The organism is Halobellus salinus (genome assembly GCF_014646875.1).
Classification (GTDB): domain Archaea; phylum Halobacteriota; class Halobacteria; order Halobacteriales; family Haloferacaceae; genus Haloquadratum; species Haloquadratum salinum.
Map to the genome: position 1 here is coordinate 11,786 of NZ_BMOC01000005.1, position 26,679 is coordinate 38,464.

The window sequence follows — 26,679 nt, forward strand, 5'->3', positions numbered from 1 at the left end:
CCGGGGGTGTGGGCCGCACAGACCGTCCGAGAGCCGGATGTCCGTCCAGTTCTTTCCCTCGGAACCCTCGGAGGGGGAACCGGAAGCGACGAATTTATGCACACCTCGCTACCCATTGTTCTATAGGTGTTCACAGCTATGGATAGACGTGCGTTCGTGAAGGCGACCGGTGTGGCGGGGATTGCGGGGCTGGCCGGGTGTAGCGGCGGTCCATCCGACGGCTCCGGCGACACGGCGACTGAGTCCCCGACCGAGTCGGATGACTCCGACGATGGCGGGGAGGAGACCACCGCGGCCGAAACCACCGAGAGCGGTCCGGCGGCCAACGTCGGGATGGTCTACGCGACCGGCGGCCTCGGCGACGGGTCGTTCAACGACCAGGCACAGAGCGGGGTGATCCAAGCCGAGGAAGACTTCGGGATCGAGTACAACGAGGCTCAGCCCGACGAGGTGGCGCAGTTCAGCACCTTCCAGCAGCAGTTCGCCCAGTCGAGTGATCCCAACTACGACTTGGTCTGTTGTATCGGGTTCCTCCAGCTCGACTCCCTCACGGAGAACGCCGAATCGTACCCCGACCAGGACTTCATGATCGTCGACGAGGTGGTCGACGCGCCGAACGTCGCGAGCTACACGTTCATGGAACACGAGGGGTCGTACCTCGCAGGGCTGATGGGCAGCCTGCTCACGACACAGGAGTTCTCCGCAGGCGCCGGGTCGACGGTGCCCGACTCCGCGGCGCTCGGGTTCGTCGGCGGCGTGGAGTCCGGTCTGATCCAGCGGTTCCAGGCCGGGTTCGAGGCGGGTGCCGCCGCCGGCAACGGGGATACCGAGGTCCTCACCAACTACACTGGGAGCTTCAACGACCCTGCCGCGGGTCGAGAGGCCGCCTCAGCCATGTACAACGACGGCGCAGACATCGTGTTCCACGCCGCAGGGAACACCGGCACGGGCGTGTTCCAGGCCGCACAGGAGGCCGGGCGGTTCGCGATCGGGGTCGACCGCGCACAGTCGATCACGCGCGATTCGTACGCCGACGTCATCCTCGGAAGTATGATCAAGCGGGTCGACACGCCGGTGTACGGCGCCATCGAGTCGAAGGTCAACGGCGAGTTCCCCGGCGGCGAGGCCCTCTCGCTGGGGCTCGACGAGGACGGTGTCGACCTCGTCTACGGCGACTCGATCGGCTCGGATGTGCCCGAAGCGGTTGCCGACGAGGTCGCGACCGCGCGCGAAGACATCGTCAACGGCGACATCTCGGTCCCGATGTCGCCGGAGTAACACTGGAACGGCGCCGGCGCCGCAACCCACACCCAAACCTATTCGTTTATGCCACCGACACAGAGTAACAGACGTATGTCCAAGGCCGTCCGCCTCGAGGGGATCACCAAACGGTTTCCCGGCGTCGTGGCGAACGACGATGTTCACTTCGAGGTCGAACGGGGAACCGTCCACGCGCTGTTAGGGGAAAACGGCGCCGGGAAGACGACGCTCATGAACGTCCTCTACGGGCTATACGAGCCCACCTCCGGACGGGTCGAAGTCGACGGCGAGAAGCGGCGGTTCGACTCCCCCCGGGACGCCATTGACGCCGGCATCGGCATGATCCACCAGCACTTCATGCTCGTCGACCCGATGACCGTCACCGAGAACATCACACTTGGGAACGAGCCGCGGAAGTGGGGGGGACTGGCGGTCGACCGGACGGCGGCACGGGAGGAAGTGACTGCCCTCGCGGACCGGTACGGGTTCGACATCGACCCCGACGCCCGGATCGAGGACGTCTCGGTCGGCGAACAACAGCGTGTGGAGATCCTGAAGGCGCTGTACCGCGGGGCCGACACCCTGATTCTCGACGAACCCACGGCGGTGTTGACCCCCCAGGAGATCGACGACCTGTTCGGCGTGCTGGGGGAGTTGACCGCCCAGGGGAAGACGATCATCTTCATCACCCACAAACTGGGGGAGGCGATGGCGGCCGCCGACGAGATATCCGTCCTCCGGGACGGCCGGAAAGTCGGGACGGTCGACGCCGGCGACACCACCCGGGAGGGGCTCGCGGAGCTGATGGTCGGCCGCGAGGTCCTCCTCGACGTGGACCGCCCGCCCGCCGAGACCGGCGACGTGGTGGCCTCGCTCTCCGACATAACTGTCGACGACGACCGCGGGGTGCGGGCGGTCGACGGCGTCGACTTCGAGCTCCGAGGCGGGGAGGTTCTCGGGATCGCGGGCGTCGACGGCAACGGCCAGTCCGAACTCGTTGAGGCCCTCACCGGGCTCCGGACGCCCGATGCCGGCACGGTCGAGTTCTTGGGTGCGGACGTGACCGACGACTCCCGGCGCCGGCGGACCGAAGCCGGTATGGCGTACATCCCGGAGGACAGACAGGAGCGCGGGGTGGTGATGAACTTCGACCTCGTTGAGAACGCGCTCTTGGGCAGCCAACACTCCACGGAGTTCGGCCCGAACGGTCGGATCGACTGGCCGGAGACCAGAGCGCACGCCGAGACGGTGATCGACGAGTACGACGTGCGGACGCCCGGCGCCGACACCGCCGCGAAGTCGCTGTCGGGCGGGAACCAGCAGAAGTTCATCGTGGGTCGGGAGTTCGAGCGCGACCCCGAACTCGTGGTGGCGTCGCACCCGACCCGCGGGGTCGACGTGGGATCGATCGAGTTCATCCACGAGCGGCTGCTGGAGCTGCGTGAAGCGGGGGTTGCGGTTCTGTTGATCTCCTCGAAGCTCGAAGAGGTCCAGGGGCTCTCCGACCGGCTGGCGGTGATGTACGAGGGGGAGTTCGTCGACGTTGTCGACCCCACCACGACGACCGAGTCCGAACTCGGGTTGCTGATGGCCGGCCAGGATCCCGCAGAGAGCGACGACCCCGGGACCGCGGAGTCGACCGACCGCGACGATCCGGTCGATGCGCCTGCGGGCGGTGAGCGGGCGTGACCTCGGCCGACCGCGCCCGTCGGGTGCTGAAGCGGTTGGTGGCGGCGTCGGCGGCCGAGCGCATCCTGATCAGCTCCGCCGCGCTCGGGCTGTCGATTCTGCTCGGCGCGGTCCTGGTGTTGATCGCGGGACGGATGACCACGTGTACGGCGAGCGACGCGGTCTACTACTTCGGGACCGGATTCTGCTACGATCCAGTGTTGGTGTTCGACCGGCTGTTCCTCGGCGCGCTCGGCGAGCCGTTCAGCGGCGGGTGGTCGCCGGAGGGCCAGTTCTCGGTCACGCTGCGGGAGACCACGCTTCTGATGTTCACCGGGCTGTCGGTCGCGTTGGCGTTTCGAGCGGGGATCTTCAACATCGGGACCCAGGGCCAGATGGTGGTCGGCGGGCTCGCGACCGCGGTGTTGGTGCTGCGGGCCGCAGACCTGGTCTCGGGCGTGGTGGGCGCGGTCCTGCTGATCCCGTTCGGGGTCGTCGTCGGCGCGGTCTTCGGCGGGCTCTACGGGTCGATCCCAGGGTTTCTGAAGGCGTACGCCGACGCCAACGAGGTCATCACGACGATTATGCTCAATTTCATCGCGACCGGCGTGACGTTGTATCTCGTCAGCGGCGCGTTCAAAGACCCCGAGAGCGCGGCGAACCAGACGGTCCCGCTGCCGGAGTACGCCCAGTTCCCGACGGTACTGTTCGGCGGGCGGCAGGACTTCTCGCTGGTCGCGCTGGCGTTCGGCGTCCTGGCGATCGGCGGGCTCTACTACCTGCTGGAACACACGGCGTTCGGCTACGACATCCGAACAAGCGGGCTGCAGCCCGACGCCGCGGAGTACGGTGGCGTCGACGCCAAACGGACCATCGTCGCGAGCCTCACGCTGTCGGGTGCGTTCGGCGGCGTCGCCGGCGCGATGTACGTGATGATGGTGCTCGGAACGTTCCAGTCGGGGCTGCCCTCCTACGGGTTCGACGGCATCACCGTCTCGATCCTCGCGGGTAACAACCCGATCGGGGTCGGGTTCGCGGCGCTGCTGTTCGGCGTACTCAAAAGCGGCACCACGGTCGTGCAGTTCGCGACCGACGTTCCGCCGCAACTCGTCGGGGTCCTCCGCGGGCTGATCATCCTGTTCGTGGCGATGCCGGAGTTCTTCCGCATGGTGGGGCGGCGCGTGGTCGACCCCGGGTCGAAGCCAGTCGCGACCGACGGTGGACCGGCGAAGGGGTCGGCGGATGAGTGACGCGCCCGCGGAAGCCCCGGGAACGGACGCGGAGGCGGGGTCCGATCCCGACCCGGACTCGACTCCGAATGCCGGCCCCCTCGGGTCGCGGTCGAACCGCGAACTGATAGCGTGGGCGGCGATCGGCACCCTCGCGGCGCTGCTTCTCGGCGGGGCGGCGTTCCCGAACACGATCCTGGGCGTGCTCGCCGACGTCATCACGGATAAGGACACGCTGTCGGCGGCGCTCCGGCTATCGGTCCCGATCGCCTTCGCCGCCCTGGGCGGGATCTTCTCGGAGAAGTCGGGCGTGATCAACATCGGGCTCGAAGGGTTGCTCATCATTTCGGCGTTCACCGCGATCTACGTTACCGACGTCACCGGCGGGATCTGGATCGGGTTCGGCGGCGGCGTGGTTGCGAGCACGCTGCTCGCGTTGCTGTTTGCGGTTGTCACAATCGAGTTCCGCGCCGACCAGATCATCGCGGGGCTGGCGGTGTGGCTGATCGCTCTCGGGCTGGCACCGTTCGCCTCACAGGTCATCTACAACGGGCCGAATACCCCCACAGTGGGGACGACAGGCAGCATCTACGTTCCGGTGCTCGCGGAGATCCCGTTCTTCGGCGCGCTGTTTTCGGCGTCGCCGTCGGTGTACATGCTCTTCGTCGCGGTGGCGGCGTCGTGGTACGTCTTCGAGCGAACCGCGTTCGGGCGGTGGATCCGCGCCAGCGGCGAGAACCCGAAGGCCCTCGACACCGCGGGGGTGAACGTCTCACGCGTCCGATACGTCGGGATACTCGTCTCGGGCGTGCTCGCGGGGATGGGCGGGTCGGCGCTGTCGCTCGATCTCGGGCAGTTCACTGGCAACGGCCCGACGATGGTCAACGGCAAGGGGTTCATCGCCATTGTGGCGTACCTGTTCGGCAACTACAACCCGATTGGGGCGTTCCTGGCGACGATGCTGTTTGCGGGGCTGGACGCGATCCAGACGGTACTCCAACTCCAGGGGATCGGCCTGCCCCGACAGCTCATCCGGATCATCCCGTTCGTGGTCGTGATCGTCGTGCTCGCGTTGGTCGGCCGGACGCGGCTGCCGGAGGCCGCCGGCGACCACTACGAGTCCGGCGAGGAGTAGCGGGACGTTGGGGGCTCCGCCACCGGTCCGGCGCCTTACTCCGACAGGTCGAGGTAGCTCATCGACGCATCCAGGACGCGGTACGTGATCAGATCGCGTGGGAGCCCGGTTTCAGCGGCGCACTCCTCGACATCCTCGAGCGACACGTCACTCAGCGAGAGTGTGTCCGAGAGGATCTGCGGAACGTCGCCGTACTCCGGCCCGGACCTCGACTCGTACCTGCCGAGCGCGCCGTGGCCGACGAGCTCTTCGAGTTGCGCCTCGACCCACCGCTCGTCCGGCTCCGCCGGGACTCCCGAGTTCCCGAGGAGGTCGCCGTGTTGCTCCTCGAACTCCCTGGCCACCCTGTCGACGGACTTCTTCAGCCCGGTGTCCTCGACGAGGTCGTAGATGGCTCGCCGGTGATCGGAGACGTCGTCCGGGAGCCCGTACGGGGGCGTTTCCAGCCCCACCAGGTACGCGAACGCCCGAACGAGCCCGGGGTCCCTGCGCAACAGCTCCAGCAGCGGATCGGCCGTGTCGCCGTCGAGTTCGTCGACCGCCGCCGCCAGCGTCGCCGCGTCGAGTCCGCGGCCGGCCCCCGGCGATCCCCCGGCTGCAGTCCGGGCGGGGCTGTACCCGCACTCGACGCAGTCGTCGGCGTTGCTCGGGAGCGGCGACACACACTCCGGGCAGACGGCGTAGTCGAGTTCGGTTCCACACTCCGGGCAGACGGCGTAGTCGAGTTCGGTTCCACACTCCGGACAGAAGCCACTCGTGTCCGCGATGTCGGCGTCGCAGGACCCGCACGCGACACTCACCATACACTGATGACTGGCCCGTCCATCCGATAACTATTCGTGACCGTGTTCGGGCTCACAGTATCTTGAACGCCACTGACGACCCTCGCCACGTCCCACCGAGCGCAGTCGACGGGAGTGGCGCTCGACGGGAGTGGCGCTCGACGGGATACGGTGATGAACTCGGTCTCGGGTCCCAGTCGGCCCCGACCCGAACGGCCGGAGCCTCTGACCCCGGCGACGTCGGCCGTCGGAACCGCATCGCCCACCGCGTCCGCCATCGCGGCGATTCCCGCGTCGTCCGAGCCGAGACCGGTGTTTGAACTGTCACAGTTCGAGACATCTCCTCGCTCGCTCACAACGACGCTTCGGCCACCAAGCCTTGCCACGGGGTCGGTGGTCGACCGCCGGGGCCCCGCTCACTCCGCGTGGAGCGGGCCGGTGAAACTCACGTCCAAGACCCCCTCTCTGATCGCGTACTCCAGCCGGGCGTCCAGCGGCATCTCCCCCCAGTCGTCCGGTCGGTCGGACTCCGGAACCTCCCGAAGGCGGTCAACGAGTGTCCGGTTGAGAAACCGTCCGTTGTCCCCGCAGTCCGGGCAGGTCAGGACGATCAACCGGACCCGGTAGGGGCGGCCTTCCACGCGCTCGCAGTTCGGACACACGTACGAGTTGGTCACTACCGATCGGTACGGACCGGAGGAACTCGAAGGTAGCGGTTGGGCCACCGGCGTGCCCGCGTGACAACGCAATCCGAACTAAGAAGTGTCTTCCACCGCAGATTCACACGAATGAACCGTGGCGATCTCGTCGGGCCCGTGGTTGTTCACTCGGCCGGCACGATCACGTACGCCAATAGGGAGTTCTGTGAGCTTGTCGGCGTCGACGCGCCGGCAACCGTCGTCGGAACGCCGCTCGGACAGTTCGTCGCCGACGCCGACCGGGACCGACTCGCCGACCACTTCGACCGACTGGGCCGAAACGAGAAGCCGGCGTACGGGCTCGCGGTGGAACTCAAACCCGACGGAGGCGTCCGGACCCACGTGGTCACGGTTAGCTCGCACGTGGAGTGGGCGGGCGAAACCCGGATCCACACCTCGGTGATGGACCTCGGGGACACGAGTGGGCGCTTGGCGACCACGCCACGCGAGACTGCGGCCCACCGCTCCCCGATCGGCGTCACGATCGCCGACGCCACCGCCGACGACGAGCCGCTGGTGTACGTGAACGACACGTTCGTCGAACTCACGGGCTACACCCGCGAGGAGGCGATCGGACGCAACTGCCGGTTCCTCCAGGGGCCGGACACACGCGAGGAGCCGGTTGCGGAGATGCGGGCGGCCATCGACGCTGAGCGCTCGGTCACGGTGACCCTGCGGAACTACCGCACGGACGGTTCGATGTTCTGGAACCGAGTCACGATCTCGCCGGTCCGCGACGCGGCGGGGACCGTTACCCACCTCCTGGGGTTCCAAGAGGACGTCTCGGAAACGAAGCTCAACGAACACGAGAGAGCGCTGTTTCAGACACACACCGAGATGTCCGACCAGGTGATGTTCGTCACCGATGTCAACGGGGTGATCGAGTACGTCAACCCCGCTTTCGAGCGGGTCACCGGATACACCGCCGCCGAAGCCGTCGGGAAGACACCCCGTATCCTGCAGTCCGGACGACAGGACAAGGCGTTCTACGAGGAGATGTGGGAGACCATCACCGCGGGCGAGGTCTGGGAGGCGGAGCTCACGAACCGCACCAAATCCGGCGAGCTCTACCGGTCGAAGCAGAAGATCGTCCCGGTCACGGACGATTTGGGAGCGGTGACGCACTTCGTCGCGCTCGAACCCGACGTCACCGACGAGCGGCTCAGGACTCAGGCGCTCGACGTCCTCAACCGCATTCTCCGGCACAACGTCCGGACCTCGGTCAACGTGATCGAGGGTTACACCGAACTGCTCGAATCCGGCGTTGAGGGGGCCGAACGCCGTTCCGCCATCCGGACGATCCGCGAGCGGACGGCCGCGCTACAGGAGATCAGCGATCAGACCACCCGGCTCCGGGAACTCATCCAGGCCGAGACGGACCCGTCACCCCTCCCGGTCGGCGACATCGCGGGGCTCGTCGACGACCTCCAAGAGGCGTATCCTGACGCGACACTGTCGGCGACGATCGAGAGTGGCGGCGACCGAACGATCCAGAACGGCTCGATGTTCGCCTTCGCGCTCGAGGAACTCGTCGAAAACGCGGTGGTCCACGCTGACCGCGACCCGGCGCGCGCCGATGTCACTGTCACCGACTCCGTGGTCGACAACACCGTCACCGTCGAAGTCGCGGACAACGGCCCGGGGATTCCGGAGTCCGAGTGGGAGGTCATCAAAACAGGGACCGAAACGCCGTTGCAGCACACCAATAGCATCGGGCTCTGGGTGATCTACTGGTCGGTAACCACGTTTGGTGGCTCGATTGACCTGTCGGCCAACCAGCCCCGCGGGAGCGTCTTCACTGTACAGGTGCCGGTGGAGACCGCGCCGGCGGAGCGGTCCGAGTCACGGGGGCCCGCGGAGTAAGGGGTGGTGGACGCACCCGCTGTGCGTCTCGGCGACCGTCCTCGGAAGGCCGCGATTCCGAGATTCGGACCCGACGAGTCCGGGACTGTCGTCTGGCACCGCGAGCACCTCCGGGTGCGCGACCACCCCGCCGTTGCGGCGGCGGCCGCCGACGCCGACCACTTCCTCCCGGTGTTCGTCTTCGATCCGTCGTTCTACGGTGCAACCGGGGTGGCGTCCGACGCCCGGATCGGGTTCCTCCACGACTGCCTCGCCGACCTCTACGGCCAGTACCGAGCGGCCGCGGACGCGGGGCTCACGCTCGCCCACGGCGACCCGATCGAGGTGCTCGGGCGGTTCCGCGACGCCGGGTGGGATGTCGTCGCCGCGGCTTCGCTCACGGGACGATACGGCCTGGAACGCGACCGCAGAGCCCGCGCCGAGGTCGGGGTCTCGTTCGTTGACGGCGACGGTCTCGTCAGGGGGGTCGACCGGCCGCGGGACGGGTGGAGCGACCGCGTTGAGGCGTGGCTGACCGACGACCACGACACCTGGGACCCCGACTCGGTCAGTGTCCACGCGGCCGAAACAGGCGTCACAATCGACGGCGTCGACGCCGCCTACGGGATCGACCCCGAGAAGTCGAAGGTTCCGGACGGCGGCACCACGCCCGCGAGGCGGAAACTCGCGGCGTTCGTCGATCGGATCCGGGCGTATCCCGGAACCATCTCCGCGCCGGTTGACGCCCGCGGCGGCACCAGCGGGCTCTCGCCGCACCTCAAGTTCGGGTGTCTGTCGGTCAGGCAGGTCTACCAGTGCGTCGTCGCGAACGCGCCTGCGTGCCGGGGGACCGACATGTTCGTCTCCCGGCTGTTCTGGAACAAACACTACGAACAGAAACTCGAAGACTGGCCCGGGTGGCTCGACTCCGCCGTCAACCCCGTGCTGAAAGGATTCAACGCCGACCGTCGGGACGACGAGCTGATCGCGGCGTGGAAGGCGGGCGAGACCGGCTACCCGATGGTCGACGCGTCGATGCGGTGTCTCGCCGAGACCGGGTGGATAAACTCCCGGATGCGGGCGCTGTGTGCGTCGTTTTACAGGCTGTCGAGGCGAATGCCACGGGGCTTGACCCCGTGGATGAAGCCGACAACTCGTGAACCAACCGATTAAGCCAGAACATACCAATAACCGAGGGACAGCGATGTGGTACGACTACCGCTTCCGCGCTTATCTTGACCGAACAGGCGTGACTGCGGAAGCGGAACGTCACATCCACATCCACCGCCAAGCCTACAACCACACTCGGTACGAGTACAACGCCCTCAACACCGACGAAGACAACATCGGTTCGGCGTACCAACACCAGAAGCGAGTCACCGAGTGGAAAGACGGGTGGCCCGTGTTCTCCGACGTTCACGGAAACCGAGGAAACGCGCAACCTGCATATCCACGTCGTGGGTTCCCGCGTGGTCAAACGCGGGAGGATGTCAAGGTCTTCGAAGCCTGTCCCGGCCGACCCGCCAGCACGGTTTTGTCTGTCGGGCCCTCAGTTCGGGTATGGACGGCTACGACGCGGTGCTGATCTACGACGGCGAATGTCCGTACTGCTCGGTCGCGGCGCGGACGCTCGAGGCCCTCGATCGCGTGGGCGCGATCTCGTGGTACGACGACGACGCCCAGGCGTTTCTCGGCGCGCAGTTCGGGGAGGCGCCCTTCGCGATGTTCCTGGTTGACCGCCGCCGCGAGCGCGTCTACGCCGGCCGGTCGGCCGCCGAGGAACTGGCCGACCGCGCGGGGACGCCCGGAGTCGTCGGGGCCCTGGTCCGGGACAACTACGACCGGATCGCGACGGTCGTCGGCATCGCCAGCGGCCGCGGCCGCGCCCCCGACGACTACCACGACATCTACCGGCTCGACGACGAGGCGTCAGCGCTGTTCGATCGGCTCGCCGCCGCCGCCGCAGAACAGCCCGAATCCATCGCCTGACCCGTGCCGACTGACGCGGGCGGCGCCGCCGTCGTGCTCGATCCGGACACGATCGCCGACGGTACCGACACCCTTGGCGTCGGCACCGGCGACGCCCCGCCGGGGACCTACGTTCTGGTCTTCGGGGTCGACCCGGGTGCGACGATCGATGTTGGGGCGCTCGGGACCGCCGAGTTTCCGTCCGGCGCGTACGCCTACGTCGGGAGCGCGTTCGGCCCGAGCGGGCTCGGGCGCGTCGACCGCCACCGCCGGGTGGCCGCGGGCTCTCACGACGTGCGACACTGGCACGTCGACTACCTCGGGGGCCACGCCGCGGCGTCGCTGGATGCCGTCGTCGCCGCACCGGACGCCGACATCGAGTGCCGACTGGCGGCCGCACTCCGTGACGGAGTTGCCGGCGCTGACTCCGACGGTGACGCCCCGCTGCCGGGGTTCGGCGCCTCCGACTGCGACTGTCCGGCCCACCTCGTCGCCGGCGCGAACGCGGGCCACCTCCGGGGGGTCGCGGTCGATGCGGTGAAGAATGCCGCGCCGAGGCGTCGGTGACCCGACCGTCAGTCGAACATACCGGTCGACATGTACCGTTCGCCACCGTCCCAGTAAACCGTGATCACGAGCGGCAGGTCGTCACTCTCGGTCCGCAGGTCGCTGCCGACCGTTCCACCCGGCTCGTCGGGGAGAACGTAGCCGTCCGCGTCGGCCCCGTCGTCGACGGCGTCCGGATCCGCCAGCCGCTCGGCCACCCGCTTGGCCGCGAGGTTCGACGCCCCGGAGGATTGGCCCACCAAGATCCCCTCCTCGCGGGCGAGTCGACGGCACTCCGTTTCTGCGTCTTCGATAGTGACCGTTTCGACGTCGTCGAGCAGGTCCGTGTCCAGGTTCGGGGAGACGAACCCCGGACCCATCCCCTGAAAGTCGTGGGCCGCGGGGTCCCCGCCGGACAGGACGGGGGAGTTCGCGGGCTCGACCGCTACGACCTCCATGTCCGGGAACTCCTCGCTGAGCCGCCGCCCGATCCCCGTGACCGTGCCGCCGGTGCCCACACCCGCCACGAGGGCGTCGACGCTCCGATCACCGATCTGTTCCAGGATCTCGGGACCGGTCGTGAGGTAGTGCGCTCGCGGGTTCTCGGGGTTCTCAAACTGCCGGAGTTGGATCGCTCCGTCCTCGCGCTCGATCTCGTCAGCGCGGTCTTTCGCGTCGGAGATGTCGCCGGCGACGAGTTCGATGTCGGCGCCGTAGGCACGCATCACCTGGCGGCGCTCCGGCGACTGGGACTCGGGCATCACCACCGTGAGGTCGTACCCCTTCGCGGCCGCGACGACCGCGAGCCCGATCCCGGTGTTGCCGCTCGTGGGTTCGACGAGGTCGTCGCCGGGTGAGATCTGCCCGTCGCGCTCGGCGGCCTCGACCATCGCCAGCGCGGGGCGGTCCTTGGCCGACCCGCCGGGGTTCTTCGATTCGACCTTCGCGGCGACCGTGACCCCCGGCGGCGACTCCACCCGGACCAGCGGAGACCCGATCGTGTCGAGGATGGTGGCGTGCATCGTCTCCGGATTCGTCGGTGGCGCACAAGACGGTGACGGCGCCCGTCCGGGCGTGCCGGTATCGCTGACGGGTTCGATGGTCTCCGTCGTCCGCCGTCCGTCGACACCGCGGGGTTTAGGCCCTCGGCCGGTGTATCGGACGGTATGTCCGAAACAGACCCCGGGGCCGAAGCCACCGCCGAGCAACTCGAGACGATGCGGCCGAACCCCGCGTGGAGCGCCGACGCCTACGAGGATGTCGTCGACGCACTCTCCGAGGAGGGGCTTGTCTTTCGCGTGTGGGGCGGCGACTGGTGCGGCGACTGCCGGAGACAGCTTCCAGACTTCGGGGCCGCGCTCGACGCCGCGGACGTCCCGGACGACTGCGTCCACCACCACCCCGTGGAAAAAGACGATGACGGGAGCAAGGCCGGCCCCGAGGTCGAGGCGTACGGGATCGAACGCATCCCGACTGTCGTCGTCGAGCGCGACGGCGAGGCGGTCGCTCGGTTCGTTGAGGACGAAGGCGTTCCGATCGCGGTCTACCTCGCCGACGGGCTGTCCGGGTAGGCCGGCGTGCGGATCCGGGGCGGAAACGCCGTATCAGCGCCGCTTTCACTCAAACAGGCGTTTGAGCTTCCGGGCGGATTAACGCCGCAACTCCCGTGGGTAGCGGTACAATGTCTACCGTCGATCCGTTCGCGTCCACAAAATCCCTCCGCGGCGTCGGCCGGCAGTTCCTGGGCGCGCCGCTCCGCGCCCGGACGTACAGACACCTGTTGTACCTCGTGTTGGCGTTTCCGCTCGGCGTCGTGTACTTCGTCGGGTTCGTCACCGGGACCGCGGCCGGTCTCGGACTGCTTGTCACGTGGGTCGGGCTGCCGATCCTCCTCCTCACGCTCGTGGCCGCCGCGGCCGCCGCCGGAATCGAAGCCCGACTCGCGACCCGGCTCGTCGGCGTCGACGCCGCCGTACCCGTGTTCCTCCGGGAGTTCGACGTCAACGACGGCCTCGCCGTTCCCGGGGACGGGTTCGTCGACGCGGTCCGACGCCTCGTGACCACCCCCTCAACGTGGACGGCTGTCGTGCTCTTGGTGTACAAGTTCGTCTTCGGGACCGCGGCGTTCGTCGCCGTCACCACGGTCGGGTCGGTGTCCGCGGCGCTGCTCGCCGCGCCGTTCGTCTACGACGACCCGGCCGGGGTCGTGTCGAGTGCGGCGGCCGCCGGCCAGTACCGGGTCGGGTCGTGGACGGTGGGGAGCCTTCCGGAGGCGCTCGCGGTTGCCGCTGGCGGCGTCGTCGTTCTAGTCGTCGGGCTGAACCTCCTGAACGGGCTCGCGAGGTTCCACGCCCGCTCGGTCGCCGGGATCCTGCGGGTCGGAACGGGCGACTAGTCCGGGTCGAACGGGAGTCCGTCGGCGTCGCCGTCCCCGTCGCCCCCGACACCGTCGATCGCGTCCCCGTCGCCCCCCGCACTGCCGATGAAGCTCCCATCCCCGTCATCGAGCCACGACAACGCGTCCGCAACCGAGTGTGACGGCGGCGAGCACGCCCGGCCCTCGCAGACGTACACCGTCGGGTCGCCGTCGCGCTCGTTCCGCCCCCGCCAGATCGGCGGCGCCTCGTCGAGACCCAGGGTTTCGAGCCACGCGTCCAGCCCCGACTCCGTCGGCGGCCGCGGCGCGAGCACGGCACCCGGGAGAGACGTCGACGCAAGCGACGCCCGGATCGACTCCGGGAGTCCCACGCCAGCGGTCGCCGCACCGGCGTCGGTGCCGTCCCCCATCGTGACAACCACCTCCGTCGATCCGTGCGCCAGTGTGTGGGCCGCAAGCGCCAGCGACGTGTGTTCCAGCGGCCGCCCCCGAATCCGGTCGGCGTGGGTGTCGACGACCGCACCCGCGGCGTCGGAAAAGCCGGCCGACGGGGCGAACGCGTCCAGATCCGCCAGAAGCGACGCCGCGACCCCCGCGCTCGACGGCGTCGACTGGTCTTTGAGTTCCTGCGGTCGGGTGACGAGCGCCTCCCCGTCGGCGGGGGTCATGTACAGCGTCCGGGCGTCGGCGTCGTAGAACGATCCGACGATCACCTCGGCGAGGTCGACGGCGAACGCGAGGTGGTCGACGTCGCCGGTGGCGCCGTACAACTCAAACGCACCCCGGGCCAAGAACGCGTAGTCGTCGAGGTAGCCGGTCCCCTTCACGTCGCCGTCTTTGTACCGCCGCGAGAGCCGCGCGGCCTCCGCGTCCCAGAGGTGCTCCCGCACGAACGACAGCGCGTCCGCGGCGAGATTGACGTACTCGTCGTTGCCGACCACGAGCCCCGCACGCGCCAACCCCCTGATCGCGAGGCCGTTCCACGACGCGAGGACCTTCTCGTCGCGCGCTGGCCGAACCCGGTCGCTCCGCGCAGCGAACAGCGCCGCCCGAGCGTCGTCGAGCCGGTCGACGACCTCCGACTCCGGACAGTCGTAGGCGTCGGCCAGGTCCGGAATCGATGACGACGCCGTGAGCACCGTCTTCCCCTCGAAGTTACCGGCATCGGTCACGCCGAACCGGTCCTTGGCGATCGCAGCGGTGCGGTCGTCGTCGATGGCGGCGTCGACCGTCGCTGGCGTCCAGACGTAGAACGTGCCCTCCTCACCCTCGCTTTGGGCGTCGAGGGTGCTGAACAGGCCGCCGTCGTCGTGGCGGAGCTCTCCGCGGAGGAAGTCGGCGGTCTCGCGGACGATCCGGGCGTACCGGTCGCGGCCGGTCTGTTGATACGCCGCGGCGTAGAGCGCAAGCAGTTCGCCGTTGTCGTAGAGCATCTTCTCGAAGTGGGGGACCGTCCACTCGCGGTCGGTGGCGTACCGGTGAAAACCGCCGCCGAGGTGGTCGTAGACGCCGCCTGCGGCCATCGCGTCCAGCGACGCGGTCGCCGCCCGGAGCGCGTCGTCGTTCTCGACCGCGACCGACGCCCGGAGGAGTGCGTCGACCCGCCACGGCTGGGGGAACTTCGGACCGCCCGATCCGAACCCGCCGTACTCGTTGTCGGTCGCTCGGATAGCGGCGGTGGCGACGCTGTCGAGGCTGTCGGCGCCGACGCCATCCGAACCGTCCTCGCCCGCCTCCCCACCTTCGGTCGCCCCCGCCTCCCCACCTTCGGTCGCCCCGCCCCCACTCGCCGGGGTTGTCTCCAACCGATCCCGGAGCGCGTCGGTCCACTGGTCGGCGCGGTTCTCGATCTCTTCGCGATCGGCGTCCCACGACGACGCGAACGACCGGCAGATGTCGAGAAAGCCCGGGACGTTCCCGCGCCGCGGATCCTCCGTCTTCGGGAAGTAGGTACCGACGTAGAACGGCTCGCCGTCGGGCGTGAGCCACACCGACAGCGGCCACCCGCCCCCGCCGGTCACCAGCCCGCAGATGGTCTGGTAGATCCGGTCGAGGTCCGGCCGCTCCTCGCGGTCAACTTTGATCGGGACGAACGACTCGTTGAGCACTCCCGCGACCTCGTTGTCCTCGAAGCTCTCTTCTTCCATCACGTGACACCAGTGACACGCGGAGTAACCGACTGAGAGGAAGATCGGGCGGTCGGTCTCCCGGGCCCCCGACAGCGCGGCGTCGTCCCACGGCTGCCAGTTGACCGGATTGTCGGCGTGCTGACGGAGGTAGGGGCTCTCTTCGCTGTTCAGTCGGTTCCGCGAGAGTGGATCAGCCATACACTCGATACGGCGGGGACAGTAAAAAGCGGCCGGACGGGTGGGGTGTCAGGGTGTCCCCCAGCGCAGCGCCGGCCCGCGAACAGCAAGCTTTAGGCCGCTTTGCGTGCGCCTCCCGCGTATGACAACCACGGAGACGGCGGTGCTCGTCGGCGGCGGTGGACGGGAACACGCGATCGCCCGGGCGCTCGCGAGCGATCCGGCGTGTGACCTGTACGCGTGTGCGAGCAACCGCAACCCCGGCATTGCGGAACTCGCAGACGGGTTCGAGACGGTCGAGGAGACGGCCGTTGCGGCGGTGGTCGAGTACGCGGTCGGCGTCGGCGCCGACATCGCGGTGATCGGGCCCGAGGCTGCTCTTGAGGCCGGCGTCGCCGACGCGCTTGACGACGCCGGGGTGTACACATTCGGCCCCCCCAGCGAGGCCGCCCGCATCGAGACCGACAAGGCGTTCCAGCGGGAGTTCATGCGCTCGGAGTCGATTCCGGGGTGTCCCGACTTCGCGGTCTTCGACGACACCGAGGCCGCCTGCGAGCACATCGACGACTACGACGGCGACCTCGCGGTCAAGCCCGCGGGGCTCACCGGCGGGAAGGGTGTCCGGGTCGTCGGCGACCAGGTTACACCTGGAGAGGCGAAAGCGTACCTTCGCGACACCGACTACGACCGGGTCGTCTTAGAGGAGCGACTAGTCGGCGAGGAGTTCACCGTCCAGGCGTTCGTCGCGAACGGCGAGGTGCGGCCGACCCCCGCGGTCCAGGACCACAAACGCGCCTACGAAGGCGGCGAGGGACCCAACACCGGGGGGATGGGCAGTTACAGCGACGCGGCTCCCGAACTCCCGTTTATGACGACGGACGACTACGCCGACGCGGTCGAGATCCTCGGAGCCACCGTCGACGCCCTCCCCAATTACAAGGGGGTGCTCTACGGACAGTTTATGCTCACCGCCGACGGGCCGAAAGTCGTCGAGTTCAACGCCCGCTTCGGTGACCCCGAAGCGATGAACACCCTGCCCGTGCTGGAAACCCGGTTTCTCGATGTCGTGACCGCCGCCCGCGACGGCGACCCGCTTCCGCAACTCGAGTTCGGGGGCCACGCGACCGTCTGTAAGTACGCCGTCCCGGACGGGTACCCCACCGACCCTTCTTCGGGCGCGGCGGTCACCATTGACGAGGAGAGCGCGGGGGACGCACTGCTGTTCTACGCCAGCGTCGACGAGCGCGACGACGGGCTCTACACCACTACCTCGCGCTCGTTCGCGGTCGTCGGCGTCGCCGACTCGATCGCGGACGCGGAACAACAGGCCGAGGACGCGCTCGCGGCCGCCGGCGACGGGCTTCGGGTCCGCCACGATGTCGGCAAGCCCGACGTCGTCCAGCGGCGGATCGACCACATGGCGGAGTTGCGCGGGGAGTGACTGGAGTAGACACCGTTTTGTGTCCGTCGCGCCACCATCGCGTATGGTAGACGATTCCGACTTCGACCATCCCGACAACCCCGCGGTCACGCTGGAGACCACCAAAGGCGACATCACGCTGGAACTGTTCGAGCAGCGCGCCCCCCGCACTGTCGAGAACTTCCTGGGGCTGGCGACCGGGGACACCGAGTGGTCAGACCCCGAGACCGGCGAGACCCGGACGGACTCGCTGTACGAGGGCACCATCTTCCACCGCATCATCGGCGACTTCATGATCCAGGGTGGCGACCCCGAGGGAACCGGCCAGGGCGGCCCCGGCTACACCTTCGACGACGAGTTCCACGAGGACCTCAACCACGACGAGGCGGGGATCCTCTCCATGGCGAACCGCGGCCCCGACACCAACGGGTCGCAGTTCTTCATCACGCTCGGGGCCCAACCCCACCTCGACGGCAAGCACGCGGTCTTCGGCCACGTCGTCGACGGGATGGACGTCGTCGAGGAGATCGGCAACGTCCCGACCGACCGGAACGACAAGCCGATGAAGGACATCGAGATCGAATCGCTTGACATCGAGTAGTCGGGTCGCCGACGCCAGTGCGGAGACGGAACGGTGACGGCTTCCACTTCCACCGCGCTCCCCAACACTTCTTAACCGTTGGGGAGGTACGCCCCCCAGGGAATGACTTCGTTTCAGTCGACGCTCGATGACGACGGCGAGGACGGGGACAGCGAAGACGGGGACAGCGAAGACGACACCCAGGGTGATGCCGAGGACGACGCCGAGGACGACACCGATACCCGCGGTGAGGTCGCCGCTGACTTGGCGGAGAGCCAGCGCGCCATCTCCATCGCCGAGTTCTTCGACAAGAACAAGCAGATGCTCGGCTTCGACTCCGGGGCCCGGGGGCTGGTCACCGCGGTCAAGGAGGCGGTCGACAACGCGCTCGACGCCACCGAGGAGGCCGGGATCAAGCCTGACATCTCGGTGAAGATCACCGAATCCGGCGACTACTACAAACTCGTCGTCGAGGACAACGGCCCCGGGATCACCCGCGAGCAGATCCCGAAGGTCTTCGGGAAACTCCTGTATGGGTCTCGGTTCCACACCCGTGAGCAGTCGCTGACACCGGAGCAACAGCTCCTGGTTCGGCGGGACGGCGAGGTCGACTTCGTTCCGATCGGGGTGCTGTGTGACGCGTACCTCCCACAGGGAGGCTCGGGAACGGCTCCGGTCGCGGACGACATCGAGGTCCCATCGTTCGACCGCGAGACACACGAGATGACGTGGGAGGGGGTTACCCACGCGATCCGCCACGAGACCGACGAAGCGGTCTATCGGGTGACGACCGAACGTGGTCGCACGGTCGAGGTCACGGGGAACCACAGTCTCTTTTCGGTGTCCCCGGACGGCGACACTGCGGAAGTGAAAGCGGGGAACCTCTCCCCCGGTGACACGGTTCTGGCGCCGCAACGGCTTCCGGCGGCTGCGAAACAGACGACCGAGATCAACGTCCTCGAACACATCAGGCCGAGCCAACTGGATGGAAGACGAGTCTACGTCTACGGCTTCGACGAGGAGACGATAGCCGAACTCAGAAGCGAAGAGACAGTCCGCAAGAAGCCGTCGCCGGACAGCGACCGCAGGAGGTACTACTACCGCCACGACGGGGTCGAGATCCTCCGCGATAGCCTCGAAGGGAACTACATCGAAGAGGGATACCTGCCGGCCGAGACGGTGTTGGAACTCGGGTGGGAAGACCGCGCGGCCGACTGTGAACTGAAGACGTACCAGGTCGGCGGCGAGGAGACCACGGTCCCGGTCACGATACCGGTCGACGATTCGTTCGTCGAGCTGTTGGCGTACTACGTCTCGGAGGGGCACGCCGGACCACGCCAGGTTGGATTCACGTTCGGCTCACACGAGTCGGGGTTGATCGAGGCGACAGAGGAAGCCGTCACCGCGCTGACCGGGTCGACTACGACGGTCGAACGCGAACGGAACTCGACGCGCGTGAAGGCGTTCGGGTCCCCGCTCGCGATGTTCCTCGAATCCGTCTGCGGCGACGCTGCCGACACCAAGCGGATCCCGTCGTTCGTCTTCGACCTCGATCCCGGGTTACAGAAGCGGTTCATCGCCGCACTCTACCGGGGCGACGGCTCGGATCGATACCCGAACAACGAACTCTCGCACACGACCGCCAGCGAGACGCTCGCTCGGCAGCTCTCGGTACTGTGGAACATACAGGGGGTCGTCGCGAGTACGGAGTCGAGGGCGGACGCAAGCGGGTACAGCGACGGCGAAACCGAGATGTACCGGACGAAAGTGTACGGCGAGGACGCGGAGGTTCTGGACGTATTCGGGGCCGAAAACCCCGCTGAACAGCGGTACAAGCGCGTCCCGACATCGCTCCTCGAAGACGTTGCCGTGGGCAACGTCACCCACGATACTGTTCCGGACACGATCCCGGGACTGCTGATGGGCGCGGGCATCGGATCCAGCACCGAGCACGCCGCCGAATACCAGTCGCTTATCGAGGCCGCGATCGCGGGCGAGCAGGTCGACGCGCCCCGGTACGCGCACAACCTCACGGAGTACGGTCTCCTGAGCGAGGACGGACGGGCGACCGAGGAGCTCGCGGACCTCTGGGAGGCCGTCCGGGGGCTCCACGGTCTCACGGACACGGACGTGTGCCTCCTGTCCGTGAAATCGATCGAAGAAATCGAGCCTCCGGAGTACGTCTACGACATCTCCGTTCCCGGCGCGAGCGGACGAGACGAGAACTTCGTTGTCGCAAACGACGGCGCGTTGTGTGTCAAAAACAGCCGCGGACAACAAGGAATCGGCATATCAGCCGCTGTACTGTACGCTCAGAAGACTTCCGGGAAACCAGCGAAGATCACGTCCCGGACCCAAAACGCCGACCGCGCGCAGTATTTCGAGCTGATCATCGACACCGACACCAACGAGCCGGAGATCTCCGTCGAGGAGGAGCGCGCGCCCGGCGAGTCGGACCTCTCGCCGACCCACGGCACCCGGATCGAGTTGGAGATGGAGGCGAACATGCGGGCGCGCCAGCAGCTCCACGACTACACCCAACAGACCGCGGTCATAAACCCCCACGCGCGGTTGGTCCTTGACGAGCCCGGGTTCGACGAACCGAGGCGGTACGAACGCGTTGAGGGCGCGGACCTGCCCGCAGAGACCGAGGAGATCCGCCCGCACCCACACGGGGTCGAACTCGGGACGCTCATCACGATGCTCGAAGCGACCGAGTCATACTCGGTGTCGGGGTTCCTCCGGGGCGAGTTCACCCGCGTCGGATCGAAGACCGCGACCAAAGTGCTCGACAACCTCCGGGACCGCCACTTCGGCCGCGAGATGGGGTGGGCGGTCTCCTCCGGATCCGATGTCGACCTCGAAGCCGCGGTCGAGGACGCCGTCGCGAACAAGGGGGCGGAGGCGACGGCGGCGTTCGCGTCGAGGGTCGCCGACGCCCTCTCGAATCGGGAGCGGACCGCTCACTCGGCGCTCCGATCGGTCATCGACACCGTCGGCGAGGATATCGAAAGCGAGTTCGGGACGACCTTCGGGAGTACGGTTCGCGAGAACGCCGCCGACGCAGCCTGGACCGTGCTGACCACCGACATCGACTCCGAGCTGTACGCCATCGTCGACGAGGCCACGAGCACCCGGAAGGACGCCGCGACGGTCGAAGGCCTGACCGATCGCCTCGCTGATAAGTTCCGGGAGGCCGGCGGGTCACACCGTGCGACCCGGTCGGAGCTCGAAGCGTACGTCGACCGCTCGGCGAACCAGCTGGTTTCGGAGGACGTGTCGTTCGGGGAGACCGCCCGCGAGAACGTTGTTGAGGCGGTTTGGAGCGTGATGCGGACGGTTCCGGACGACGTCCCCAGAGTGAGCCGGGTCGCCGACGATCGTGATACGGCCTCGGAGTTGCTGGATGCGATGCGGGAGACCGACATCCTGGCGCCGCCGACGAACTGCCTCTCACCGATCACTGCGGAACTCGTCGAGGCCGGCCTCCGGAAGGAGTACGACGCCGACTTCTACGCGGCGGCCACTCGTGACGCCGAAGTCCACGGCGGTGACCCGTTCATTGTGGAGGCCGGGATCGCCCACGGCGGCGAGTTGGAGGACGGCACCGTCGGGCTGCTCCGGTTCGCCAACCGCGTCCCCCTGGTCTACCAGCGCGGGGCATGTGCAACCACGGATGTGGTCAAGCGGATCGGGTGGCGGAACTACGGCCTCGACCAGCCGGGCGGGTCGGGCATGCCGAGCGGCCCCGCGGTGGTGATGATCCACGTCGCTTCCACGAACGTCCCGTTCACGAGCGAGTCGAAAGACGCCATCGCGAACATCCCTGCGATCGAAGACGAGATCGAACTCGCGGTCCGGGAGGCGGCCCGCGAGCTGAAATCCTACCTCAAGAAGCGGCGGTCGATGCAGAAGCGCCGGGAGAAACAGGACGTCCTCGGCCGGATCCTCCCGGAGATGGCGGACAAGCTCTCGGAGGTGACAAGCAAAGAGCGGCCGACCATCGACGGTGCGCTCGCGCGGATCATGAACAACGTGAGCGTTGAGCGATCGATCGACGGCGACACCGTCTCTCTGACCGTCGAGAACCACTCCGACCGGGCGGAAGAGCCTGAGATCACCGAGATCGTGTCGGCCGAACCTGCGGACCTCCCCGACGACGGGAGCGTCGTCAACCTCGACGGCGAGTGGTTCATCACCTGGACGCCGTCGGTACCGGCCGGCGAGTCGGCGACGCTCACGTATACGACCGCCGCGGACGCGGCCTTCGACATCGACATCGACGGGATCGAGGCGGAGAAACTGACGATCGACGCGTAACACACGGGACACACCATGAGCACGACACAGGACGACGAACTCGCACAGGAGCGACTTATCGACCTCGCCGCGGAGTTCTACGACCAGTTCGCGGCGGGCGAGGTGCCGCGGATGGAGATCCCCACCCGGACGAAATCCAACATCGTCTTCGACGAGGACTCGAACGTGTGGGTCTACGGCGACCGCACCTCCACCAGATCGGCCAACAGCGTCCGCGGCGCGCGGAAGCTGTTGAAAGCCGCCTACGCAATCGAATTCCTGGTGAACCAACTCGAGGAGGGCCGCTCGTCGACGCTGCGTGAGCTGTACTACCTCTCGGAATCGTGGGACAACCAGGAGGCGCAGTTCTCCAGTCAGGACGAGTCGAACCAGCTGATCGAGGACCTGGAGATCGTCTCGAAGGTCACCCGCGAGGACTTCCACATGCGCCCCGAGGAGTCGGGGGCGACCCTGATGGGCCCACTGGAACTCCGCGAGCAGACCCGACGGGGCGAGCGGGAGATCCACTGCCAGAAGGACGTCGGCGAGGGCGGCTACCAGATCCCCAACAACCCGGACACGATCGACTTCCTCGACCACGACATCGACTTCGTGCTCTGCGTGGAGACCGGCGGGATGCGCGACCGGCTGGTGGAGAACGGCTTCGACGACGAGTACAACTGCCTCGTGGTCCACCTGAAGGGCCAGCCTGCGCGGGCGACCCGGAGGATCACGAAGCGGCTCCACGACGAACTCGACCTGCCGGTGGTGGTCTTCACCGACGGCGACCCGTGGTCCTACCGGATCTACGGGTCGGTGGCGTACGGATCGATCAAATCCGCACACCTCTCGGAGTACCTCGCGACGCCGCAGGCGCGGTTCGTGGGGATCCAGCCCGAGGACATCGTGGAGTACGACCTCCCCACCGATCCGCTGGCGGATTCGGACATCAACGCCCTGGAATCGGAGTTGGAAGACCCCCGATTCGAGACCGACTACTGGACCGAACAGATCGAACTCCAACTCGACATCGAAAAGAAGGCCGAACAGCAGTCGCTGGCGGCCCGCGGGCTGGACTTCGTCACCGAAACGTACCTGCCCGAGCGACTCAACGTAATGGGTGTGCTGTAGCTCCCGAGCGGCTGCCCGCAGCGGGATCGACTACTGCTCGTCGGCCAACCGCGCGACCCGCGTCACGGTGTCGGCGTCGGCAGGCGATTTGTCCGGTCGGACGCCCACGAACCGGGGGAACCGGAGCGCGTACCCCGACTCGTAGGTCGGCGACGGCTGGATCTCCTCGTAGCCCACCTCGAAGACGACCGCCGAGTCGATCGAGACCTCCTGGCCGTCCTCGTGGTCCACGTACGGCTCCAGCAGGTCGGTCAGCGACTGAAGCTTCTCGTCGGTGATCCCGGTCGCGACCTTCCCGATGGTCTCGTAGGACTCCCCGCCTTCGACCCGCGCCGACAGCAGGAACGTCCCGAAGAGGTTGGCGCGCCGCCCTTCGCCCCACTCCGCGCCGGTCACGACCAGATCCAGCGTCTCGACGTCGGGCTTCCGTTTCAGCCAGTTTCGGCCGCGCCTACCCGGTTCGTACGCCGACTCGGGGTCTTTCAGCATCACGCCCTCGTGGCCCGCGTCGAGCGCCGTCCGCTCGGCCGAGGCCACCTCGTCGGGGTCGGCCGTCCGGACGACCGACTCGACCGCGTCCGTGTCACCCAGCAGGTCGTCGAGTCGGTCGCGCCGGGCGGTCAGCGGCGCGTCGAGCAGGTCCACCCCGTCACTGTGGAGGCAGTCGAAGGCTCGGAGTTCGACGCGGACCTCCTCGCGCATCCGCTCGATGTCGTACTTTCGGCGGAACCGCCGCAGCACCGCCTGGAACGGCAACGGGTCGCCGTCTTCGTCCACCGCGACGACCTCGCCGTCAAGAACCGCGGGCACGTCGAGTTCGGCCGTCACGAACCCTACAACTTCCGGGAGCGGATCGGTGACGTCCTGCATATTTCGCGAGAAGACCCACGTCTCGTCGCCGTCGTGGTGGACCTGCACCCGCGCGCCGTCGAATTTGGTCTCGACCACCGCCTCGCCCCACGCGTCGATCCCGTCGGTCGCGGTGCCCGCCTGCGCGAGCATCGCCTGAACCGGGCGGCCGACCTCCAACCCCATCGCGTTGAGGCCCGCACGCCCTGTGTCGCGGGCGACAACAGCGACCCGCCCGTAGTCGTTCGAGACCTGGAGCGCGCGTTCGACCGCCGTAACGGCCTCGTCGGGGGGCGCGGTCGCCGGGTTGTCGCCATCCGCCGGATGGACACCCCGGTCGTCGGCCTCCGCTTCGTCGGCTGTCTCGGCCAGAAACGCCGCCGCAACCGCGTCACGAACGGTGCCTTCGCCGACGCCGATCCGCATCGTTCCGAGCACGAGCCGGGCGAGAAACCGGGCTTCATCGGAGCAAGCGCGGTTGAACTGCCCGAACAGGATTTCGACTCGGCGATCCTCACTCCCGTCGCCGTCAGCGGTCGCGACCTCGCGGAGCCGCTCGTCAACCTCGGTCACGGTGAGCGGCTCCCGGCTTCCGCTGCCGAAGGCCGAGAGTCCGCGTTGGCCGCCGAAGTCGTACGCCGCCGCGACGGCGCCGACCTCGCCGAGGTCTGCGAGTTCGTCCTCCACGTCGTCGGCGTCGACGTTGGGGCCCGCCGCCCGGGCGATCGCCTCGCGGAGGAGCGCGGGGCCGACATTGAGCGTCCGGCTGTCCCACGCGGGGAACACTCGCCCCTGGAGGAACCGGACCACTGTCGGAAGGTCGTCGCCCGCCTCGCCGAGGAGTCGGCGAACGCCCGCGACGGTGGCGTGATCGCCCGGTTCGGCCTCCAGTTCCGCGGCGCGTGCGGCGAAGTCGGCGAACTGCATCGATCCCGGCTACCGACTCGCGGGACAAGAGTCCGCCGACTCCGGCAGACGTCGGGGCGGGAGGGCGCGGCACACCACCCTCGGAAGCGCGGGATTCAAGCCCTTCGCCCGTCCACGCCTCGCTATGACTGAGGAGCTGGCGGCTGCTGTCCGGAACGCCCTCGACATAGATTCCGAGGAGTTCGAGGCGCAGGCGCGGACGGAAGCGGAGGTGGTCAAATCCGAACTCCGGGAGGGCACCTTCGACAACCACCAGTCGATCGTCGGCTTAGAGTATGAGTTCTACGCGGTCGCCGACGGTCGGTGGGAAGCCTCCAACGACACCGGGATCTACAGCTTGATGCGCGTGCCGCGCCGGCTGCTGGGGCTCATCGGCTTCGAGAAGGAACTCGGGCTCCACAACGCCGAGATGACCACCAGCCCGCAGCCGCTGAACGCCGACGGGCTCGGCGCCCAGGAGGCGGAGGTACGGGCGCGGCTGGCGGCCGCCCAGGAGTGTACCGCCGCCGAAGGCATCAGGCTGGTGAGCGACGGGATGTGGGCCATTCCGCCGGCCGGCGAGACCGCTCGCGAGTACCTCACCGACAGTGTTGAAGCCGAGCGCGTCAGGATCGCCACGAACATGAGCGGGTCGGTCCGGTACCACGCCATGGCCAACGGTCCGGCCGTCCCCGACGAGACAACGGTCGACGCGCCGAACGTGTGCCTCTCGGCGCGGACGGTTATGCCGGAATCGCTGATCACGTCGATCCAACCCCACTACCAGGTCGCCCACGCCGACGACCTTCCGATGCGGTTCAACTACGCGCTCAGGCTGGCGGGACCGCTCGTCGCCCTCGGGGTCAACTCCCCGTTTTTCCCGCCGGACCTCTACGACGATGTCGGCGCGGCGAAAATCCTCGCGGAGTCCCGGCTGGAAAACCGGATCGGGGTCTTCGAGTCGGTGCTCAACACGCCCGACGCCCGGAAGGTCGCGTTCCCCGAGGACCTCGACGCCATCGAGCAGGCGGTCGATCGGGTCGCCGCCGACCCGACGGTGGTTCCGATGCCGGTTCCCGAGGGCAACCGGTTCGACGACGAGTTCGCGACGTTCCGCCGGAAGCACGGCACCTACTGGCGGTGGGTCCGGCCGGTGTTCGACGGCGCGTCGCGGTCGGCCGCCAACGCCCGGATCGAGTTCCGGCCGATCCCGGCCCAGCCCACTGTCCGGGACTCCATGGCGTTCCAGGCCACGTTCGCGGGGTTGATGGAGAGCCTCCCGCGCCGGCAACACCCCGCAACCGACCAGCGGTGGTCAACCGCCCGGGAGAACTTCTACGCCGCGGCCAGGGAGGGCCTCGACAGCGGTCAGCGGTGGGTCTGCAACGACGGGGCCGAAACAATCGACACCGACGCGGTCTACGACGACATCTTCGCACACGCGGTTGACGGCCTCACCACCGCCGGGTGTTCGGAGTCGGAGGCCGAGCGGTACGTGGCGCCGCTCCGCGCGCGACTCGAGCACGGAACGACGCCCGCAGACTGGAAGGTGTCGCGGGTTCGGACGTATCTCGCCGAGGGTGACGAGTTCGCTGACGCCGTCGCCCGGATGCAACGCGACTACGTGCGGCGACAGGAGGAAACGCTGCTCGACGGCTCGTTCGCGGACTGGCTGTGACGGAA

Annotated in this window: 19 protein-coding genes and 1 pseudogene; 15 read left to right on the top strand and 5 right to left on the bottom strand. The window is 67.9% G+C overall.

The genetic code is table 11. The features are described 5' to 3' along the window. Nucleotides 1-138: 138 nt before the first annotated feature. The 4 genes from IEX72_RS05495 (at nucleotide 139) to IEX72_RS05510 (ending at nucleotide 5,292) form a co-directional block, all read left to right on the top strand. Nucleotides 139-1,278 carry a BMP family lipoprotein gene (locus IEX72_RS05495; protein ID WP_188786384.1) on the top strand — a complete coding sequence of 380 codons (1,140 nt, stop codon included), beginning with the start codon at nucleotides 139-141 and terminating at the stop codon, nucleotides 1,276-1,278. 75 nt (nucleotides 1,279-1,353) lie between these two features. Then, nucleotides 1,354-2,949, top strand: a complete 1,596-nt coding sequence (locus tag IEX72_RS05500) for an ABC transporter ATP-binding protein (protein WP_188786385.1) — start codon at nucleotides 1,354-1,356, stop codon at nucleotides 2,947-2,949. Beyond that, nucleotides 2,946-4,178 (top strand): ABC transporter permease, encoded by a 1,233-nt coding sequence (locus tag IEX72_RS05505; protein WP_188786386.1) that lies wholly within the window; start codon nucleotides 2,946-2,948, stop codon nucleotides 4,176-4,178. Before IEX72_RS05500 ends, IEX72_RS05505 begins: the two co-directional genes overlap by 4 nt. Further along, nucleotides 4,171-5,292: an ABC transporter permease gene (locus IEX72_RS05510; RefSeq protein WP_188786387.1), complete on the top strand. Its 1,122-nt coding sequence runs from the start codon at nucleotides 4,171-4,173 to the stop codon at nucleotides 5,290-5,292. Before IEX72_RS05505 ends, IEX72_RS05510 begins: the two co-directional genes overlap by 8 nt. 35 nt (nucleotides 5,293-5,327) lie before the next feature. On the opposite strand, the gene IEX72_RS05515 is transcribed toward IEX72_RS05510, so the two are convergent. Continuing rightward, nucleotides 5,328-6,095 carry a zinc ribbon domain-containing protein gene (locus IEX72_RS05515; RefSeq protein WP_188786388.1) on the bottom strand — a complete coding sequence of 256 codons (768 nt, stop codon included), beginning with the start codon at nucleotides 6,093-6,095 and terminating at the stop codon, nucleotides 5,328-5,330. Between the two features lie 395 nt (nucleotides 6,096-6,490). Beyond that, on the bottom strand, nucleotides 6,491-6,751 hold the full coding sequence (locus IEX72_RS05520) for a hypothetical protein (RefSeq protein ID WP_188786389.1): 261 nt from the start codon (nucleotides 6,749-6,751) through the stop codon (nucleotides 6,491-6,493). Nucleotides 6,752-6,862: 111 nt separating this feature from the next. On the opposite strand from IEX72_RS05520, the gene IEX72_RS05525 reads away from it, so the two are divergent. The 4 genes and pseudogenes from IEX72_RS05525 to IEX72_RS05540 all read left to right on the top strand — a co-directional run bounded on the left by IEX72_RS05525 (nucleotide 6,863) and on the right by IEX72_RS05540 (nucleotide 11,149). Beyond that, nucleotides 6,863-8,635 carry a PAS domain S-box protein gene (locus IEX72_RS05525; protein ID WP_188786390.1) on the top strand — a complete coding sequence of 591 codons (1,773 nt, stop codon included), beginning with the start codon at nucleotides 6,863-6,865 and terminating at the stop codon, nucleotides 8,633-8,635. Between the two features lie 21 nt (nucleotides 8,636-8,656). After that, a pseudogene (locus IEX72_RS05530) lies at nucleotides 8,657-9,715 on the top strand (FAD-binding domain-containing protein); the annotation flags it as partial. A gap of 459 nt (nucleotides 9,716-10,174) precedes the next feature. Continuing rightward, nucleotides 10,175-10,603 (top strand): DCC1-like thiol-disulfide oxidoreductase family protein, encoded by a 429-nt coding sequence (locus IEX72_RS05535; protein ID WP_188786392.1) that lies wholly within the window; start codon nucleotides 10,175-10,177, stop codon nucleotides 10,601-10,603. A 3-nt stretch (nucleotides 10,604-10,606) separates the two neighbouring features. Next, entirely contained in the window at nucleotides 10,607-11,149 is a 543-nt protein-coding gene (locus IEX72_RS05540) for a GIY-YIG nuclease family protein (protein WP_188786393.1), read from the top strand. Nucleotides 11,150-11,157: 8 nt separating this feature from the next. Here the strand turns inward: IEX72_RS05540 and IEX72_RS05545 are convergent, their stop codons facing one another. Beyond that, complete coding sequence (locus tag IEX72_RS05545; RefSeq protein WP_188786394.1) at nucleotides 11,158-12,150, bottom strand: PLP-dependent cysteine synthase family protein; 993 nt, start codon at nucleotides 12,148-12,150, stop codon at nucleotides 11,158-11,160. 144 nt (nucleotides 12,151-12,294) lie between these two features. Between IEX72_RS05545 and IEX72_RS05550 the strand changes: the two genes are divergently transcribed. Together IEX72_RS05550 and IEX72_RS05555 are read left to right on the top strand one after the other, a co-directional pair. Continuing rightward, the gene (locus IEX72_RS05550; RefSeq protein WP_188786395.1) at nucleotides 12,295-12,699 is read left to right on the top strand and encodes a YbbN family protein; all 405 of its coding nucleotides are present in this window, start codon (nucleotides 12,295-12,297) and stop codon (nucleotides 12,697-12,699) included. A gap of 110 nt (nucleotides 12,700-12,809) precedes the next feature. Then, the gene (locus IEX72_RS05555) at nucleotides 12,810-13,523 is read left to right on the top strand and encodes a sensor domain-containing protein (RefSeq protein WP_188786396.1); all 714 of its coding nucleotides are present in this window, start codon (nucleotides 12,810-12,812) and stop codon (nucleotides 13,521-13,523) included. Here the strand turns inward: IEX72_RS05555 and IEX72_RS05560 are convergent. After that, nucleotides 13,520-15,832, bottom strand: a complete 2,313-nt coding sequence (locus IEX72_RS05560) for a thioredoxin domain-containing protein (RefSeq protein ID WP_188786397.1) — start codon at nucleotides 15,830-15,832, stop codon at nucleotides 13,520-13,522. The two genes, IEX72_RS05555 and IEX72_RS05560, sit on opposite strands and share 4 nt — an antisense overlap. A gap of 121 nt (nucleotides 15,833-15,953) precedes the next feature. On the opposite strand from IEX72_RS05560, the gene purD reads away from it, so the two are divergent. From purD to IEX72_RS05580, 4 genes are all read left to right on the top strand, one after another. Beyond that, the gene (gene purD, locus IEX72_RS05565) at nucleotides 15,954-17,252 is read left to right on the top strand and encodes a phosphoribosylamine--glycine ligase (protein WP_188786398.1); all 1,299 of its coding nucleotides are present in this window, start codon (nucleotides 15,954-15,956) and stop codon (nucleotides 17,250-17,252) included. A gap of 43 nt (nucleotides 17,253-17,295) precedes the next feature. Beyond that, nucleotides 17,296-17,832 carry a peptidylprolyl isomerase gene (locus tag IEX72_RS05570; RefSeq protein ID WP_188786399.1) on the top strand — a complete coding sequence of 179 codons (537 nt, stop codon included), beginning with the start codon at nucleotides 17,296-17,298 and terminating at the stop codon, nucleotides 17,830-17,832. A gap of 243 nt (nucleotides 17,833-18,075) precedes the next feature. Beyond that, a complete protein-coding gene (locus tag IEX72_RS05575; protein WP_394354595.1) occupies nucleotides 18,076-22,131 on the top strand; it encodes an ATP-binding protein in 4,056 nt (1,351 codons plus the stop codon). A gap of 15 nt (nucleotides 22,132-22,146) precedes the next feature. After that, entirely contained in the window at nucleotides 22,147-23,241 is a 1,095-nt protein-coding gene (locus IEX72_RS05580; protein ID WP_188786401.1) for a DNA topoisomerase IV subunit A, read from the top strand. A 30-nt stretch (nucleotides 23,242-23,271) separates the two neighbouring features. On the opposite strand, the gene ligA is transcribed toward IEX72_RS05580, so the two are convergent. After that, complete coding sequence (gene ligA / locus IEX72_RS05585) at nucleotides 23,272-25,017, bottom strand: ATP-dependent DNA ligase LigA (RefSeq protein ID WP_188786402.1); 1,746 nt, start codon at nucleotides 25,015-25,017, stop codon at nucleotides 23,272-23,274. Nucleotides 25,018-25,141: 124 nt separating this feature from the next. On the opposite strand from ligA, the gene IEX72_RS05590 reads away from it, so the two are divergent. After that, entirely contained in the window at nucleotides 25,142-26,674 is a 1,533-nt protein-coding gene (locus IEX72_RS05590; protein WP_188786403.1) for a hypothetical protein, read from the top strand. Nucleotides 26,675-26,679 lie beyond the last annotated feature (5 nt).

Excerpts from the sequence above, each read along its gene's own strand:
- IEX72_RS05560 (WP_188786397.1), bottom strand. The coding sequence starts at position 15,832 with ATGGCTGATCCACTCTCGCGGAACCGACTGAACAGCGAAGAGAGCCCC.
- IEX72_RS05580 (WP_188786401.1), top strand. The coding sequence starts at position 22,147 with ATGAGCACGACACAGGACGACGAACTCGCACAGGAGCGACTTATCGAC.
- IEX72_RS05545 (WP_188786394.1), bottom strand. The coding sequence starts at position 12,150 with ATGCACGCCACCATCCTCGACACGATCGGGTCTCCGCTGGTCCGGGTG.
- IEX72_RS05550 (WP_188786395.1), top strand. The coding sequence starts at position 12,295 with ATGTCCGAAACAGACCCCGGGGCCGAAGCCACCGCCGAGCAACTCGAG.
- IEX72_RS05515 (WP_188786388.1), bottom strand. The coding sequence starts at position 6,095 with ATGGTGAGTGTCGCGTGCGGGTCCTGCGACGCCGACATCGCGGACACG.
- IEX72_RS05500 (WP_188786385.1), top strand. The coding sequence starts at position 1,354 with ATGTCCAAGGCCGTCCGCCTCGAGGGGATCACCAAACGGTTTCCCGGC.
- ligA (WP_188786402.1), bottom strand. The coding sequence starts at position 25,017 with ATGCAGTTCGCCGACTTCGCCGCACGCGCCGCGGAACTGGAGGCCGAA.
- IEX72_RS05570 (WP_188786399.1), top strand. The coding sequence starts at position 17,296 with ATGGTAGACGATTCCGACTTCGACCATCCCGACAACCCCGCGGTCACG.
- IEX72_RS05525 (WP_188786390.1), top strand. The coding sequence starts at position 6,863 with ATGAACCGTGGCGATCTCGTCGGGCCCGTGGTTGTTCACTCGGCCGGC.
- IEX72_RS05535 (WP_188786392.1), top strand. The coding sequence starts at position 10,175 with ATGGACGGCTACGACGCGGTGCTGATCTACGACGGCGAATGTCCGTAC.
- IEX72_RS05590 (WP_188786403.1), top strand. The coding sequence starts at position 25,142 with ATGACTGAGGAGCTGGCGGCTGCTGTCCGGAACGCCCTCGACATAGAT.
- purD (WP_188786398.1), top strand. The coding sequence starts at position 15,954 with ATGACAACCACGGAGACGGCGGTGCTCGTCGGCGGCGGTGGACGGGAA.
- IEX72_RS05495 (WP_188786384.1), top strand. The coding sequence starts at position 139 with ATGGATAGACGTGCGTTCGTGAAGGCGACCGGTGTGGCGGGGATTGCG.
- IEX72_RS05555 (WP_188786396.1), top strand. The coding sequence starts at position 12,810 with ATGTCTACCGTCGATCCGTTCGCGTCCACAAAATCCCTCCGCGGCGTC.
- IEX72_RS05510 (WP_188786387.1), top strand. The coding sequence starts at position 4,171 with ATGAGTGACGCGCCCGCGGAAGCCCCGGGAACGGACGCGGAGGCGGGG.